The organism is Blastococcus sp. SYSU DS0541, assembly GCF_054050875.1.
This window is the reverse complement of sequence record NZ_JBJHAD010000006.1, coordinates 162164-177789: the sequence shown is the minus strand read 5'-3', so window position 1 is coordinate 177789 and position 15626 is coordinate 162164. Positions and strand designations below refer to the sequence as shown.

Below are 15626 nucleotides of genomic sequence, written 5' to 3'. Positions count from 1 at the left end.
GCTCACCACCGTTCGGCTGCCGCGCGATCCGCGCCGCCCTCGACGACGGCAAACTAGTGCGGCGGGACGTTCCCGGTAAGGGGCCGGGACGACCTCTCCGGTTCGCGGTACGGCGAGGCAGTTGTCGCAGTCGTGGATCTGCCGTCGCTTCGCGGCGAGCTGACGGACGACGTTGAGCGGAGCCGACTTCCTGCTCTGCGATGGCGTCGCCGGGTCGTCCTGGTCTGCAGCCATGCCGGGATGCTCGCCGGGCGCCGGGCCATGCACCTCCGTCAGCTGAGTCGTCGTCGACGTCATCCGGCGCACGCAGCGCGGCCCGTTCCGGCGCAGACCGACGACGACGAGGCCACCGTGGTCACGGCGCGATGACGAGGTCCGCCACGAGGTCGCCGTCCATCGTGAAGCGGTAGCGCAGGTCGATGACCCCACCGGGAAAGTTCCCCTCCAGGTGCTTGATGGCGACCCAGTGCGCGTCGTCGGTGCGCTCCGCGGCGACGAGGGCGCTCGTGTACGTGAACTCGGCCCCGGCCTTGGCCAGGAAGCGGCGGATCTCCTCGGTCCCGCGGTAGGTGACGCCGTCGTCGACGACCACAGCGGTGGGCGTGAAGGCGCGGAGCGCGGTGTCCGCGTCGCCGTCATCGTGCGCAGCCAGGTAGCTGCGGATCGTGGCCGGGAGCTGGTCGGGCTGGATGCTGGTCGGTGTGGTCATGGCCCCACGGTGCGGCCGTCCGATGAGGGAAGGTCAAGCGCTGGACTCTCCCCCGGGGAGAGGGTGCACAGTTCACCCATGCTGGCGATCGGGGAGTTCTCGCGGCTGACCCACCTCAGCGTGCGCACCCTGCGCCGCTATCACGACGCCGGCCTGCTCGAGCCCGCGGCGGTGGACGCCACGACCGGATACCGCTACTACGGCGCGGATCAGATCCCGATCGCCCAGGTCATCCACCGGCTGCGGCAGCTCGACCTCCCGCTGTCCGACGTCCAGCGCATCCTGCGCTCCCCCGACCCGGGCACCCGTGCCGGCCTCGTCGCCGACCATCTTCAGCGACTCGAGACGGAGCTGGAACGGACTCGCGCCACGGTCGTGTCGCTGCGCCGGCTGCTCCGACCGGAGCCGGCCCCGTTGGACGTCGAGCTCCGCACGGTTCCGGCGACGACGGTGGCAGCGGTCGAGGACGACGTGGCGTACGAGGAGGTGCTCGGCTGGTACGCCGGCGCCATGGCCGAGCTGGACGCCGTGGTTCGCCGGCCGACCGGTGCTCCGGGCGGGCTGTACGACAACGCCTTGTTCGAGGACGGCCGGGGGCACGTTCTCGTGTACCGGCCGACGGCGGAACCGCCGCGCAACGGCCGGGTGCACCCGGTCACCCTGCCCGCCGTCGAGCTCGCCGTGACCACCCACGTCGGCGAGCACGACGACATCGACGTCACCTACGGCGAACTCGGCACCTGGGTGGTGAGCAACGCGCTGGCCGTCGCCGGGCCCGTACGGGAGACGTATCTGGTCGGCCCACGAGACACCGCCGACCCGGCTGCCTGGCGCACGGAGATCGGCTGGCCGGTCTTCCGGATGGCCCCGCGATGAACGGTCGGCCCGGCCCGTACGGCGAACGTGCGACGACGCCGACTCTTCTCTTGCGGCCGCGGCCCGGACAGGCTGGAGCTCGACTCAGGACGGCGCCACCAGGACGCTGCGGTGGCCCGGCCGCTGGCATCGACGGTATCCCGACGTCCTCGGGTGATCCTCCGGCGTCGCCCATGAACCCAGTCCAGATCACCCGCTTCGGCGTGCCCGAGGTCCCGACGTCGTCGACGTCCCCGAGCCTGCGGCCGGCAGATCAGCAGCTCTACGACGTCCCGGCCGCCGGCAGCACCTTCGCCGTCACCCACCACGCCCAGTCGTGCGAGTCGGCGACTGGCCTCCCGCCCCCTCAGGAGTTCATCGGACTCATCGTGTCCATCTCCCCCGCCCCGGGGACCGTGAGGGCCGGGATGGCTTCCGGGGCGACGAACAGCAGCAGGCCGAGCGCGAGCAGCACCGCCGCTGTCCCGTACGTCGCGATCCTGCGCCACGGCAGGGTCTTCTCGACCGCGATCAACCCGGCGACGAACGCCATCCACATGATGCTCATGACGCCCAGGGCGAACAGCGAGGCCATGAGTGCCCAGCAACAGCCGACGCACCAGGCACCGTTCTTCGCGCCCATCAGGAACGCACCCCGGCGACCGTCCCGCCACGAGCCGAGCAGAAACCCGAGCGGGCTGCGGCACTTGCCGAGACAGACGTCCTTCAACGGGGTCAGCTCGTACACCGCCGCGACGACCAGCGTGCCACCCGCGATCCATCGGCCCGCCCGATCCCAGCCGAGAATGTCACCCGGCACCCGGCCGAGGATCCCGGCGAGCGCGAAGGCGAACAGTCCGGCGCCGGCCCACGTGGCCAGATAGCCCCCGGCGAAGAGCAGCGGTCGGAGTGGAGACCGCTGCCTGGTCATGCGCGAGTACAGGGCGATCGTCGGTGCGACCGACGGGAACATCATCGCCGCCATCATCAGGACCCAGACCCCCAGGAACCACCCGAGCGTTCCCAGGCCGGTCCAGGGCCCCTCGTCCATGCCCCGCATCTGGTCGGCGGTCCACCACCACCCAGCGCCGGCCAGGATGACGAGCGCGGCGACCAGGACGAGCCGCACCCGCACGGCGGCGAAGGCGGGCCCCATCCCCCCGCCAGCGGTGAGCCGTTCCCGGGTGGGCGCGCTCATGGCGGTCAGGCGGCCCAGGAGAAGTCGGAGGTCGACAGGCCGGTCTTGCCCTCGTACCTGATCCCGAAGGCGTCGATCCGCGAGCTCCGCGCCTCGGCCATGGTCAGGTTCGCCCCGGCCGGATGGAACATCCCGTCGAACCGGACCGGCTGCCCGTCTTCCTTGCCGAACGGCACGATGTCCTCGACCTGGAACTCGATCACGTCGCCGACCCGGACGCGGTGCAGCAGCCCCTCGTGGCCGATCTCGATCTCCGCCCGCTCGACACCGACGATCTCGCCGACGAGAGGAGCCAGCGCGGCCATCGGGCCGCCGAGCTGCCCGCCGAAGACCTTGACCAGCTTGTCGAACTGGTCGTCGTCGGCCTGGTCGTCGACGAACACGCCGAGACGCCAGCCACCGTCGGTCATGACCTTCGGGGTGTCGATGATCGCCACGACACGACGGCCCCGGACATCGGTGCCCTCGACCTCGCCCTCGCGGATGTCGAAAGCCAGGGTCGCGCGGCAGTAGTCGTAGGTGGCGCCGTGGTCGAAGGAGAGGTTGCAGGGGCACATCAGCTCGCACGAGCACGTCTCGGCGTAGCTGCCTTTGACGTTCCATGACATCTCCGGCTCCCTCCACAGGAGGTGGCCAGTCTCGGACCCCCATGACTGGCCGGTCAACCACGTCGGGAGCGGACCGCCCACTTCTCGTCCGTCATCCCGGCTCGGGTGGTCGACGAGCCACGCCCTGGCCTCCCTGCATGCGTGCCGTGCAGATCACCCGCTTCGGCGGCCGCGAGCTCCTCGACATCGCCGACTGCCTGACCACACGCCAGGGCCTGGTCAGCAGCTCTACGAGTGAGCTCGGCAGGAGTCAACTTCGCCGACACCCACCACCGACTGTTCTGCAACTGACCTCACTGCTGGAGTGGGGAACACCAGGCCCACCGACGGGAACGAGGTGATCGACCGGCCCGCCCTGCAGACGGCATGGTCAGCAACACGCAGGCCAGCACACGGACGAGGTACACCAATCCACGCGACACGGCAGTCCGGCCGGATGCCACGCACAGCACCGTCCCTGCGGACCGGAGATCCCCGACGAACCCGGGCCCGGAGCGACGATCCGTGCGTTGCCGGCTTCCTGCCCCGAGACCTACCAACCGCATCGCTCAAGTCCAGTGAATGGGCCGAGCGTGGAGCCGGAGACGGACGTGGAGGTCAGGCCGAGGGTCCCAGGGCGCGATCGCGCGGTGCGTGGTAGCTGTCGGCCCAGGGACGCAGCGACTCGAAGGTGCCGCTGGCGGCGAGCACGTCGCTGTCGGCGTACCGACGTCCCTGGATCTGCATGCCCACGGGCAGCCCGTCGACCAGCCCGGCCGGGATCGATGCGGCCGGGTGACCGGTGAAGTTGGTCAGGTACGTCGGGCACCAGCCGATGTAGGGGTCGACCTCGACACCTTCGACCTCGCTCGGCCCAACAGTCGTGCCTGGAACCTCGGAGTTGAGGACCGGCATGGCGCTGAGGGTGGGGGTGACCAGCAGGTCGAAGTCGGCGTACACCGCCTGGACGGTGTCGTAGACCGCGGAGCGCATCACGTAGTCCTGGTCGAGCTCGCTGATCGTCATCCCGTACACGTGGTCGGCCCAGCGCAGGTAACCGTCAGGGAAGTCGTCGCGGTGCTCGCCGAGCAGGTCCAGACCGTTCTTCTTCATGTTCTCGAAGGCGCCCACGTTGACCAGCATGATCTGCCGGCACCACAGGTCGCTGAGCTCGCGCTGGCCATAGGGCAGCGTCAGGTCGATCTCCTCCACGACGGCCCCGGCGTCACGGAAGGCCTGAACCGCCTGGCCGACCGTCTCGCGGATACGTCGGTCGACGGGAAAGACCCCGAAGTCAGGGGTATAGGCGATCCGCATGCCGGAGATGTCCCGGCGCACATCGCGGGTGAACTCGTGCGGTTGGCCGTCGATGCTGAACACGTCGCCCGGGTGGTAGCCCGACAGCACGTCGAGCACCAAGGCGGCGTCCTCGACGGTGCGCGTCAGGGGTCCCTCGAAGAGGAAGGGCATCGTGCTGCCGAACGCGTTCGGCCGGACGACCGAGGGAACTCGCCCGAACGACGCCTTGTACCCGTACAGCCCGCACCAGGCGGCGGGGATCCGGATCGATCCGCCACCGTCCGTTCCCTCGGCGAACGGCACGAGCCCGTCGGCCACGGCTGCGGCGCTGCCACCGGAGGACCCCCCGGGGTTCCGGGAGGTGTCGAAGGGGTTGGCGGTCGCCCCGAACAACGGGTTGTCGCAGGTGCCCCGGAAGCCCATGACCGGCGAGTTGGTCTTGCCGACGATGATTGCGCCGGCCCTCTCGACGCGCTCTGCGAAGATGCAGTAGGCGTCGAGGGAGAAGTCGGCCAGCGCGCGGACGCCGCCGAAGGTGGCCGGCCAGCCGGGCTTGAAGTCGAACAGGTCCTTGATCGCGGTGGGTACGCCGTGCAGCGGGCCGATCTCCGAGCCGTCGGCGAGCGCCCTCTCCGCCTCCCGGGCGGCCCCCCGGGCGCCGTCGACGTCGGTGAAGACGAAGGCGTTCAGGCTGGGGTTGCGCTCCTCGATCCGGGCGGCGCAGGCATCGACGAGCTCCGTCGGTGACACCTCTCGGTCCCGGACGCGCCGGGCGAGCTCCGTCGCACTGACATAGGCGAAGTCGGCGTCATCCAGCACTGATTCCTCCACGGTCGGAGCAGGCGGTGCGATCGATGCTAGGGCCCCGGCGGTCGGGCCGCCTCACCCCAGATCCTCGATCCAGGGAGACGAGCCCCGGCTCTGCCGCCCAGCGGCCGGCCGACGTACCTGCCCAGCACGACGCAGGCGGCGAGGCCAGCCCGATCGTCGCGGCCCCCACGACGACCGCGAAGAGGCCCCGGTAGATGGCGAGCCCGGGCAGCAACGGGACGATGCCGCAGACCGCGACGAGCAGGGGCGGGATCCGCAGCCGATCGGACAGCGCCTCACCGCAGGACCCGACGACCACGGCCGCCGTCGCACTCGCCACTGCTGGGCCGGCACTCAACGCGGCAGCCGTGGACGACGTCGTCCACGCCAGCGCGCCGGCCACCGTGGCCACTCCGACGGCAAGCGGGCGGGCATGTGACGCCACCGCCCAGACCCCGACCATCCCAGCTGCGGCGGCCGACGCCACGGCGAACGGCACGGTGAAGGTGGACGGGTCGAGCGCGCTCAGCGGGACCTGCGCCCGATGCCCGTGGTGCTGAACTCCGGCGACGCCAACGACGATGCCGGTCGTCGAGGTGAGCACGTCGAGGGCCCGCGCCGCGGCGGTGAGGGGAAAGCCGCTGATCGCGCCCTCAGCAGCGCCCACAAAGGGAGACCTGCCAGGAGCACCACGATCCCGGCGACGACCAACGACGTGCGGACCTCGACCTCCCACACGGCGAGGAGGGCGTCACGCCCACATAACGCCCGAATGACACCAAGGCGCGGTTCCCCTCACTTCCGGCGGCGCCCGCGTCCCATGGGGACGTCCAGCGCGCGAAGGACGGGGGCGACGAGCTGTCGGGAGCCCGGCCCACCCGGGTTCCCGTTCGGCGCATCACCGCGACCCCATGAGCGTTGGCGACCAGGTGTCCGGCCGGTCACCTGAGCGAGGGGCGGCGGGCTCACGGAGACGGGTCGGTTGTCCTCGGCTCGGCTGACCGCGCGGCCGTACTCGTCAGGACTGCGACCCGCGCGACGTTGGCGAGGCCCTGGCCTGCTGCTCATGCGTGCCGTGCAGATCACCCGCTTCGGCGGTCCCGAGGTCCTCGACGTCGTCGACGTCCCCGAGCCGGAGGCCGGCCCCGGCCAGAAGGTCTACGACGTCTCCACCGCTGGCGTGAACTACGCCGACACCCACCACCGGCTGTCTCGCAACTGACCTCACGGCTCGCGGGCGGGCGTCTCGGGGAGCCGCGCATGCGGCGACTCCGTGTCGTCACGCTTACGCGCAACTGTTCCATGTCCCCGCGGTTCGTCCACCCGGTGAACAGCCGGCCAGTGGAACGGCGCTCAGCCGAGGGATCTCGGGCAGATCGTGACGCGCACACGCCAGGCAGATCTCACGGGACGAGCCCCGACCAGCTGCGGGGCCGGGCATGCTGACCTCGTGCACCACATCGGGATCGACCTCGCCTGGGGGCTCAAGCAACCCACCGGCCTCGCCGTGCTGGACGACGCCGGCCGGCTGGTGCACGTCAGCGCGGTGCGCACCGACGAGGAGATCGAGACCGCGCTGGCCCCGTTCACCGCCGGCCCGTGCATTGTGGCGATCGACGCCCCGCTGGTGGTCACCAACGCCAGCGGGAACCGGGCCGCCGAGCGGGCGCTCAACGCCGACTTCGCGAGGTTCGAAGCCGGAGCGCACCCGACGAACACCGGCAAACCCGAGTTCACCGATGGTGACACCCGCGGCGGGCGGATCGGCCGGCGCTTGAAGCTGGACCTCGACCCCCGCTCGGGCCGCGACCGCCGGGCGATCGAGGTCTACCCGCACGCGGCGACGGTGGCGCTGTTCCGGCTGGGCCGCACGCTGAAGTACAAGAACAAGCCCGGCCGGATGCTCGAGCAGATGCGCGCGGAGCTGCTGCTGCTCATCGATCTGCTGGGCGCGGTGGCCGAGCTCGACCTCGGCGCACCGTTCGCCGCGCTGCGCCGGCAGGTGCAGGCCGCCACCCGCAAGAGCGAGTTGCGGGCGGCGGAGGACCAGGTGGACGCCGTGGTGTGCGCCTACGTGGGATGGATCGCCGCCCGGCGCCCGGACGAGGTGACCACCTACGGCGACGCGGCCGGCGGCGCCATCGTGACCCCGACCCTGCCGCCGGACCTGCAGCCCGGCCCCCGGGTCGCCGCGCCCCCGGCCGACCCGGTGCAGCAGGCCATCCAGGCGTACGCCGACGGCCGGCCCGAGACCCTGGTCGCCGGCGCGCAGGCGCTCGCGCTCGTCACCGGGGTGCTCGACGACGCCGGGATCAACTACCTGTCGGTGACCGGGCGGACCAAGAGCATCGCCTCGTTCGCGGAGAAGGCGGCCCGCACGGTCGACGGTGTGCCTGCCTACCCGGACCCGGCACGGGAGATCACCGACCAGATCGGCGTGCGGGTGATCACCTACGTGCAGAGCGACGTGGAGGCGGTCGCCGAGCTGCTGGCCGCGCAGGTGCAGGTGATCGACGACCTCGACATGGGTCGGCGGACCGCGCAGCAGGGCCGGTTCGGCTACTCCAGCCGGCACCTGCTGATCGGCGTGGACCCGGGCCGGGCGGACGAGCTGCCAGAGCTGGTCGGGCGCGTGGTGCAGGTGCAGGTGCGCACGGTCCTGCAGCACGCGTGGGCCGAGTTCGAGCACGACATCCGCTACAAGGGCACGGTGCCGGACGAGCACGCTCCCGAGTTCGACCGCCGGTTCACCCTGGCCGCCGGGTTGCTGGAGCTGGCCGACCAGCAGTTCACCGCGATCCGCGAACGCCTCCGGGCACCGGTTCCCAGCGACGAGGCCGACGACATCGACCCCGACGACCCTCGGATCGCGCCCCGGGAACTGGCTGCCTTCCTGGCCGGGCAGTACGCCGACGCCGGCTGGTCGCGCCCGGACCACTACACCTGGATCTCCGGCCTGCTGCTCGAACTGGGCGTGACCAGCCTGGTGGAGCTGGGTGAGGTACTCCGCGGTGTCGACGACAGCGGCATCACCGCCCGGATGGACTACCGCTATCCCCCGGGTGCCGTGCGCCGGCTGGACGACACGCTGCTGGCCAGCTTCGGGCAGCGGTACGTGGACCTGCACGGCAACGCCGACCGGCGGTCCGCGCTGACCACCCGGCTGCAGCGGCTCACCGGCAACTGACCACCGCGCCGCGGCCGAGCACACCAACGGGATCGGCCGGAACGATGTCCGGGGGTGAGCAGGCCATAGCCTCGCCCCCATGCGCGCAGTCCAGATCACCGAGTTCGGTGGCCCCGAGGTCCTGACCGTCGTCGACGTCCCCGAGCCGGAGGCGGGTGCGGGCCAGACCCTGCACGACGTCTCCACCGCCGGCGTGAACTACGCCGACACCCACCACCGGCGAGTGCTCAACGGACAAGCGTCCGGGAATGTGTTCGACGGTGCCGCGGCGCGGCGCAGACCCGCCCTCGCCGTAGAACTGTCGGTCGGCCGCCGTGGGTGGGGGAAGCTGGACAGTGCGCCGTTCCGATAACGACACGTACGAGTCAACAATGGGCGATCCCGTACAGCGCGGACGGTCGGGCCCGAGTGTGCACCACCTCGCGTACCTGCCCTTCCCACGTCCCCGCCAACTGCCGCCACTTCTCGAGGTTCCGGGCGAACGCAGCCTCGAGGTCTCGATCGTCGGCCTCGAGATCGAACTGCGGTGGGTATTGGCCCAGGACACCGTTCTCGATCGCGCCGTCCTGCCGGACACCCTTCTCCACCACCAGGAGGACGGGCAGCCCGATCTGATACGCCATGGCCGCTTCCATGTGACACCACGGCGTCGTTAGCCAGGTGTCCGTGAGGACGACCTCGCGGACGGCGTCGCCGAGTGCCTCGTCGGCGTCGGGACGATCAACACCGACACGCACGACGGTTCGCCGGAAGGCGACGCTTATGAGCCCGTTGCATTGACGCAGCAGGCCGCGCACCGCGTCCAAGCCGTTCAATCCGAAGTCCGTGTCGCCGACCGTCCGCGGCTCTAGGCCACGCGACCGAAGGTGCTTGCGAAGAGCCTTGAGGAAGTGCTTCTGCGACATGGTGTGGGGCTGCGCCCGGCTAAGAAAAACTGGAATCCCCATGGTTCCCCCTCTCGCCCGTGCGCGAGCAATACCGACTCTGAGCGGTCAGCAAGCCGGACGTAGGCAGGGGGCGAGTCTAGGCCCGCGTGAGGACGGTCGACAGTCGTCGGTTGGCGGGCAGTCCAGCATCGAACGCGCTGCGATCCGGGCGGCCAGGCGTTCGCTCGCGCACCGGGGAGGTTTCTCCAGGAACACCACTCTGGCGACGAGCAGTTCCCGGTGCTTTGGTGGACGGACCGGCCGGTCGGGGGGAGGGGCGCGATGTACCGCATCGTCATGGTGCACGCGGGTGAGTTCGCGTGGGCTCGGGAGGTGGAACATGAAGTGCGGGCTGCGGCGCGCAGCGCCGGTCTCCCGGACAAACGAATCGTCGTCGTCGACGACGTTCCACCTGATGCCGACAGTCCCGCCGCCGTGGTCTACCTGGCGACGACCGCCGGGGGGACCGTGACAGGGGACAAATTGCGGCGGCTCGCTGAAGCGGGGTATCCGGTCGTCCCGGTGTTCCCGAGCGGCCACACCGACGTTCGCGCCCTGATGCCGCCACCCCTCGAACGGCTGAACGCCATCGATTGGGCCGATCGCAGGCGCGTCGCTCTCGTCGTGCTGCGCGCCCTCGGCCTCGGCGAAGAAGACCGAAAGCTCTTTCTCAGCTACCGCCGGACGGATGCCGGCCGACTCTCTCTCCAGCTACACACCGCCCTGGTGCAGCGGGGTTTCGACGTGTTCCTCGACCGATTCAGCGTCGACGTCGGCGTGGATTTCCAGCGGCAGATCCACGTCGACCTGGCTGACAAGGCCTTCGTCCTGTTCATCGAGAGCCTGTCCGCGCGCGACTCGCGGTGGGTCGAAGAAGAGGTGGCGTACGCGATGCGCCACCACATCAGTCACCTGGCTCTGACCTTGCCGGGCGTGCCGCACGACCGCCGTTTCCCCACGGTGGACGACGCCTTTCGCCACGAGCTCGATGCCGCCCAAGACCTGCGGCCCGGGACGGACGACGACCCCGAACTCACCGACACGGCGCTCGAGGCCGTGCTCGACATGGTGGAGACGCGGTACGCGGGGCTCATCAGGCGGCGACGCGAACAACTGCTCGGGTCGCTGACCGATGTCCTGACGCGCGACGGCTACGACGTCGTGCCAGCTGCGGATTGGGCCGTCGTCGCGCAACCCACCGAGGGGAACGGCCCGCCCCGCATCTTCCTCACAACGGTGCGGGCGCCTACTCCCAGGGATCTTTTCCTGCTCCACGGGCTTCATGAGCCGCTCGTGCACGAGGCCGACGCCGCGCACATGGAGGGGGTCGTCGTCCACCCGGTGGCGGACCTGGATGTGGCCGCGCACGAGATCGTCACCTGGGTGAGTGGCGGCCGTTCGCTGTCGACCCTGCTACTCAACGAGGCCCTCGATGGCTGACCTGGGATTGCGTCCGGTGTTGCTCTCAGCCAGCTTCCCCTCAGGAAGGCGCGGGGAACGCTTCGCACCGTACGACGCGGACGCGGTGGCCGATGCCGTCACCGCTCTGGTGGCTGCCGTCTTCGCCGCGAACGGTCGCATCGTCTTCGGAGGCCACCCCACGATCACCCCACTCGTCCTGAGGATGGCCGCCGACCACGCGGCCCGGGATGCCGTATCGGTGTATCAGTCCGAGGAGTTCCGCGACCTCATCACCGAGCCGACCCGCGAACTGGAGCGGCTGGGATTCGGCACTATCGTCCCCACGCCTCGAGGGCGCGACCTGTCCGAAAGCCTCGCGCTCATGCGGCACATGATGGTCGAGCGAAACACCGACATGGTGGGCGCGCTGTTCGTGGGAGGCATGGAAGGGATTGCCGACGAGTACGCCATAGTCGGCGAGCTCCGCCCCACGCTAGCGAGGCTGCCGCTAACGGCCCCTGGCGGTGCAGCCGCCCGACTCGATCCGATTGGCGGGACCTACCGGACGCTGCCACCGGACCTCGCGGATTGGCTCAGATCCCCTCGGTATCCGCTGACGGCAGCTCGGATCGTCCGGTTCCTGTCGGAGATTTGACGTCATGCGGAGGAGCGGTGTCCGCCGTCAGCCATCGCCGTTCCGCGCCAGCCAGTCGTCGACCCGGCGCTCGATCGAACCGGGAAGGTCGAGCGCGTCGAAGTCGTAGGTGAGCCGGTGTCTGAGTACGGCGGGAAGCTCCCCGAGACGACGCTCGACGAGGATCAGGCATCTCCGCCCCGCCGCCAGAGCGAACCCGAGTTCGACCATGACGTTCGCGTCGCAGTCGCTCCGCTCGACCTGGTCGAGAACGGCGATCACGAGGTCACTGTTCTCGAGGCACAGCGCGACGTTCGTCCAGAGCTCGCCGGTGTAGTCGTGGTCGTCGGCACGGACGACGTCCCGACCGTGCCGGGCCGCAGCGGCCCGGACGCCGTCGTGAATAGCGCGCATCACCCGGGTGTCGTCGAACCGCATCAATAACAGGGTCGTGGGCCCCGGGTGCCGGCGTTGGTACGCCCGCTGGGCAGCCTTCCTCGATGAACCTCCGACGGAGGAGACCGCATCTGGAGAGGTTTCGGGGCGACGTTGCGACGTCTTCACGGATGCAGTGGCCGAAAGTCGCGCCCGAAGCCGGTATCGACGTGGCACGACCCGACCACATACGTGCTTCTACGACTCACTGCCGAGCAACTCCTCAACGATCTCATCCACCCACGTCGCATCCTCACCGCGGATTCGCATGGCATCCGCGACGAACGTGAGGTCCCTGGCAGTCGTCTCTGGCTCGAACGGATCGCGCACCACCGCGAGGGCGCACTCCAGCGCCGCGTGGGCACGGCGCTGATCTCCGGCGAGGACTGCGAGGCCCAAATCGGTGGCGTGATCCCAATAGTGCGGGTCTCGATCCTTACGCCGCAGCCGCTGAGCCAAGGCGTAGCTCACCACAGGAAGCAGCTCGGTCAGGCGCGGGTCCGGAGGGGACGACAGCGACATAAGGGTGACGGCGTTGACGCCTGGATACGGGTCCCGCCAGTCCGCTTCGAACCCCTTCACATAGTTTTCGATAGCCCGAGCCAGGAGCCCGGCACGCCGGGCTGGCGACCCGGCGCGGACCCAGCGGTCCTTGTAAATGCGGCCCAACAGTCCATACGTTTCACTGCCCGGCCGCTGCCCCACGAGGTCGTTCGCCAGTCTTTCGGCCTCGGCATCCTCTCCGCACCGGTTGAGAGCCCACGCGTACGCCTGCTGGATGAGTTCCACGCGGGCCACCGGTTTTGCCAGGCCGCGAACCAGCCGAACCATGTCTGGCCACGCTGACTGGGAGCGGTACGCGATAAGCAGGTCGACGGCCGTCTTGACCTCGAGGTCCTCTGTCCGGCCCAGCGCCATCTCGACCCGGCGCACGTGCTCGACACCTTGCCGGCCGGCCTGCTCCAGTGCCTGCCGCAGCTGCTCCTCGCGATCCGCGTGCACTCGGAAACTGTCGATGCGTTCGTGATCGACCTCCACAACGGGCAGGCCGGTGACCAGTTGGTGCACGGGACTATCGACTCGCGCCTCCCGGGCCGCCCGCAGACGCGCAACGAGCTTCCTTCTCGTCGCCTCGACGTCTGCCGGCTTCCCGTCGGGCCTCAGGGGGTAGGGCATCGCCGAGCCGTGCGCCACGTCGAGGGGCAGTCGGTAACCCTCTCTGAAGATGAGCACAGTGCTGTACGGGCGAAGTGCATGACGTACGCCTAGCTCGTAATACACGTTGGCGTTCCCGGTCGACAGGTCGGCCACCGCGAACTCGCAAACCACGAGCCGCTCGAACATCGCCTTCTGGAAGATTCCCCGGCTTTCCGGGTCTTCGTCCGCCCTCAGCGGCTCCATGCCTGCTTCGGTGATCGCCGGTGCGATGAGCTGGTCGTAGACCGCGCGGAAGTCGATCTGATCACCGACTTCGTCCTGCACGGCGTGGTAGGGCATCAGGACGAAGCAGAGCGGCCTAGTCACGGTCGACTCCCACGACGATCGGCGGGAACGAAGAGCATGGGCAGGGATCTCCGATCGCGCAAGCCCGCGTCCGTTGTCACCGTGCCCACCCCCGACCGACCCACGCGCACGCGGAGCTGCACTGCGACACGTCGCCCCCACCGTCGTCGCGGCCGGAGCGCGCACTCTGTCCGACAAGCCGGGTCACGTGTTCAGCGCCACGACGGTCGCGCCTGCCATGACAGCGGCATGGAGGGGCAGCACGGAAATGCTGACCAGTGCACGGCCTACGTGTCGCGGGCCCACCTTTTCGGCCGTCATGACGTAGCAGTCTGAGGATGCGCCCAGCGCCGTGTCGTAAAGCTTTCTGTAGGCACGCTCTACCGCCAAGAAATAAGCATCCAGTGCCATGAACACGGCAACGACGCCGACTCCAATCCATGCCAGGCTCCGGTCCGTCTCGGTTCTCGCGAACGCACTCAGACCGGCAGCGATCGTGACAGACCAGCCCTTGATCAAGAAGGAGTTGCCCGCCAGCCGTCCTACGACGCCCTGAATCATCTTGAGGTACTCGACGTCAGGCATTCTCAACGAACCTGGTTCGGTCGGTGCTGCTAGAGATGTGGGGGCCCGCGTTGCCGCTGGATCTCGGGGCTGGCTCAGCGAAGCCCCCGTTGCGTCTTGTAGGTGGCCCGTGCCGCGCGATGCGCAGCTCGCCAGTTTCCGATCTGGTACCCCACATAGCCACCCACCGCGCCACCCACAACAAGGGCCGTGACTACGGTTTCTGTCACATCTCGCTCCGCCCTGATGGATTCAACCGCCTCGTCGCTGCGACTTTGGACTAGCCCCACCACATCGGCTCTCGCCACGCGGAGGAGGCGATGAGCGCCGATCCCATGACCGCGTGTCAACACTGAGCGTCAGCGATCGACCATTTCACAAGCCTCACCGTGGTCCCGGCTTCGCGAGCCGGGACTTTCCCCGGGCTCCCGGCATCCTCATCACCACGCTCAGTCGCTGCAAGCGGCGTCCGCCTCCGCCTGCCTTTCACGGCAAGCCCGCAGGGCTACCCCTAGCCTCACCCGCATGCGAGCCGTGCAAATCACCCGCTTCGGTGGCCCCGAAGTCATGGACATCGTCGACCTGCCTGACCCCGTCCCGGGACCAGGCCAGCAGCTCTACGAGGTGAGCTCCGCAGGAGTCAACTTTGCAGACACCCACCAGATCGAGAACAGCTACCTCGCCGAGCAGAAGCTGCCGCTGATCCCGGGTGCGGAGTTCGTCGGCACCCCGGTCGGCGGCGGGCAGCGGGTCGTCGGCCTGCTCGACGGCGGCGGCTACGCCGAGAAGGTCGTGGCCCACGACTTCCTCACCTGGGCCGTGCCCGACGGCGTGAGCGACGAGCAGGCCCTCGCCGTCGTCCTCCAGGGCTCGACCGCCTGGCACCTCCTGCGCACCAGCGCGCACCTCGCCGAGGGCGAGACCGTCGTCGTCATCGCCGGCGCCGGTGGAGTCGGCTCGCTCGCCGTCCAGCTGGCCCGCCGCTGGGACGCCGGCCGGGTGATCGCCACCGCCTCCAGCCCGGAGAAGCGGCAGCTCGCCGAGGAGCTCGGCGCGCACGCGACCGTCGACCCGGCGCTCGCCGACGACGACCCGAAGGCCTTCACCGGCGCCCTCCGCGAGGCCAACGGCGGCAAGCCGGTCGACGTCGTGCTGGAGATGACCGGCGGCAACGTGTTCAGCGGCTCGCTGTCGGCGCTCGCGCCGTTCGGCCGGCTGGTCACCTACGGCATGGCCGCGCGGCAGCAGACCCACGCCGTCCCGCCCGGCATCCTGATGCAGAAGAGCCGCGCGGTCATCGGCTTCTGGCTGGCGCACTGCATGGCCCGCCCGCAGATGATGGACGCCGCCATGACCGACCTGCTGGCCATGGTCGACGCCGGTGAGCTGAAGCCCGTCGTCGGCGGCCGCTACCCGCTCTCCGCCGTCGCCGACGCCCACCAGGACCTGCTCGCCCGCCGCACCACCGGCAAGCTCGTCCTCGACCCCGCCCGGTAACCGGCTCGAACGGCCCCGCCG

16 protein-coding genes are annotated in these 15626 nt (G+C 69.7%); 7 read left to right on the top strand and 9 right to left on the bottom strand.

The genetic code is table 11. The features are described from left to right. Positions 1 to 355 precede the first annotated feature (355 nt). The gene (locus tag ACI794_RS09255) at positions 356 to 709 is read right to left on the bottom strand and encodes a nuclear transport factor 2 family protein (RefSeq protein WP_456616222.1); all 354 of its coding nucleotides are present in this window, start codon (positions 707 to 709) and stop codon (positions 356 to 358) included. A 78-nt stretch (positions 710 to 787) separates the two neighbouring features. Here ACI794_RS09255 and ACI794_RS09250 point away from each other — a divergent pair, with 78 nt between their 5' ends. Continuing rightward, positions 788 to 1585: a MerR family transcriptional regulator gene (locus ACI794_RS09250; RefSeq protein ID WP_456602462.1), complete on the top strand. Its 798-nt coding sequence runs from the start codon at positions 788 to 790 to the stop codon at positions 1583 to 1585. Between the two features lie 346 nt (positions 1586 to 1931). Here ACI794_RS09250 and ACI794_RS09245 read toward each other — a convergent pair whose 3' ends face one another. The 4 genes from ACI794_RS09245 to ACI794_RS09230 form a co-directional block, all read right to left on the bottom strand. Continuing rightward, positions 1932 to 2699, bottom strand: a complete 768-nt coding sequence (locus ACI794_RS09245) for a DUF2182 domain-containing protein (RefSeq protein WP_456616221.1) — start codon at positions 2697 to 2699, stop codon at positions 1932 to 1934. Between the two features lie 68 nt (positions 2700 to 2767). Next, on the bottom strand, positions 2768 to 3370 hold the full coding sequence (locus ACI794_RS09240) for a DUF1326 domain-containing protein (RefSeq protein ID WP_456580541.1): 603 nt from the start codon (positions 3368 to 3370) through the stop codon (positions 2768 to 2770). Between the two features lie 597 nt (positions 3371 to 3967). Continuing rightward, a complete protein-coding gene (locus tag ACI794_RS09235; RefSeq protein ID WP_456602464.1) occupies positions 3968 to 5479 on the bottom strand; it encodes an amidase in 1512 nt (503 codons plus the stop codon). Continuing rightward, complete coding sequence (locus ACI794_RS09230; RefSeq protein ID WP_456616220.1) at positions 5457 to 6125, bottom strand: threonine/serine exporter family protein; 669 nt, start codon at positions 6123 to 6125, stop codon at positions 5457 to 5459. Before ACI794_RS09230 ends, ACI794_RS09235 begins: the two co-directional genes overlap by 23 nt. Before the next feature lie 399 nt (positions 6126 to 6524). On the opposite strand from ACI794_RS09230, the gene ACI794_RS09225 reads away from it, so the two are divergent. The 3 genes from ACI794_RS09225 (at position 6525) to ACI794_RS09215 (ending at position 8997) form a co-directional block, all read left to right on the top strand. After that, positions 6525 to 6680 (top strand): Zn-dependent oxidoreductase, encoded by a 156-nt coding sequence (locus ACI794_RS09225; RefSeq protein ID WP_456602466.1) that lies wholly within the window; start codon positions 6525 to 6527, stop codon positions 6678 to 6680. Between the two features lie 228 nt (positions 6681 to 6908). Next, positions 6909 to 8645, top strand: a complete 1737-nt coding sequence (locus ACI794_RS09220) for a DUF429 domain-containing protein (RefSeq protein ID WP_456616219.1) — start codon at positions 6909 to 6911, stop codon at positions 8643 to 8645. A gap of 79 nt (positions 8646 to 8724) precedes the next feature. Further along, the gene (locus ACI794_RS09215; protein ID WP_456616218.1) at positions 8725 to 8997 is read left to right on the top strand and encodes a hypothetical protein; all 273 of its coding nucleotides are present in this window, start codon (positions 8725 to 8727) and stop codon (positions 8995 to 8997) included. 13 nt (positions 8998 to 9010) lie between these two features. Here the strand turns inward: ACI794_RS09215 and ACI794_RS09210 are convergent, their stop codons facing one another. Continuing rightward, positions 9011 to 9550, bottom strand: coding sequence for a hypothetical protein (locus ACI794_RS09210; RefSeq protein WP_456616217.1), 540 nt, complete (start codon positions 9548 to 9550; stop codon positions 9011 to 9013). A 303-nt stretch (positions 9551 to 9853) separates the two neighbouring features. On the opposite strand from ACI794_RS09210, the gene ACI794_RS09205 reads away from it, so the two are divergent. Together ACI794_RS09205 and ACI794_RS09200 are read left to right on the top strand one after the other, a co-directional pair. Beyond that, the gene (locus tag ACI794_RS09205; RefSeq protein ID WP_456616216.1) at positions 9854 to 11011 is read left to right on the top strand and encodes a toll/interleukin-1 receptor domain-containing protein; all 1158 of its coding nucleotides are present in this window, start codon (positions 9854 to 9856) and stop codon (positions 11009 to 11011) included. Continuing rightward, positions 11004 to 11627: an SLOG domain-containing protein gene (locus tag ACI794_RS09200; RefSeq protein WP_456616215.1), complete on the top strand. Its 624-nt coding sequence runs from the start codon at positions 11004 to 11006 to the stop codon at positions 11625 to 11627. Before ACI794_RS09205 ends, ACI794_RS09200 begins: the two co-directional genes overlap by 8 nt. Before the next feature lie 27 nt (positions 11628 to 11654). On the opposite strand, the gene ACI794_RS09195 is transcribed toward ACI794_RS09200, so the two are convergent. The 3 genes from ACI794_RS09195 to ACI794_RS09185 form a co-directional block, all read right to left on the bottom strand. Further along, positions 11655 to 12044 carry a nucleoside 2-deoxyribosyltransferase gene (locus ACI794_RS09195; protein ID WP_456616214.1) on the bottom strand — a complete coding sequence of 130 codons (390 nt, stop codon included), beginning with the start codon at positions 12042 to 12044 and terminating at the stop codon, positions 11655 to 11657. A gap of 195 nt (positions 12045 to 12239) precedes the next feature. Beyond that, positions 12240 to 13565, bottom strand: coding sequence for a TRAFs-binding domain-containing protein (locus tag ACI794_RS09190; RefSeq protein ID WP_456616213.1), 1326 nt, complete (start codon positions 13563 to 13565; stop codon positions 12240 to 12242). A 183-nt stretch (positions 13566 to 13748) separates the two neighbouring features. After that, on the bottom strand, positions 13749 to 14129 hold the full coding sequence (locus ACI794_RS09185; RefSeq protein ID WP_456616212.1) for a hypothetical protein: 381 nt from the start codon (positions 14127 to 14129) through the stop codon (positions 13749 to 13751). A gap of 504 nt (positions 14130 to 14633) precedes the next feature. On the opposite strand from ACI794_RS09185, the gene ACI794_RS09180 reads away from it, so the two are divergent. Continuing rightward, positions 14634 to 15605: a quinone oxidoreductase family protein gene (locus ACI794_RS09180; RefSeq protein WP_456616211.1), complete on the top strand. Its 972-nt coding sequence runs from the start codon at positions 14634 to 14636 to the stop codon at positions 15603 to 15605. Positions 15606 to 15626: the final 21 nt, after the last annotated feature.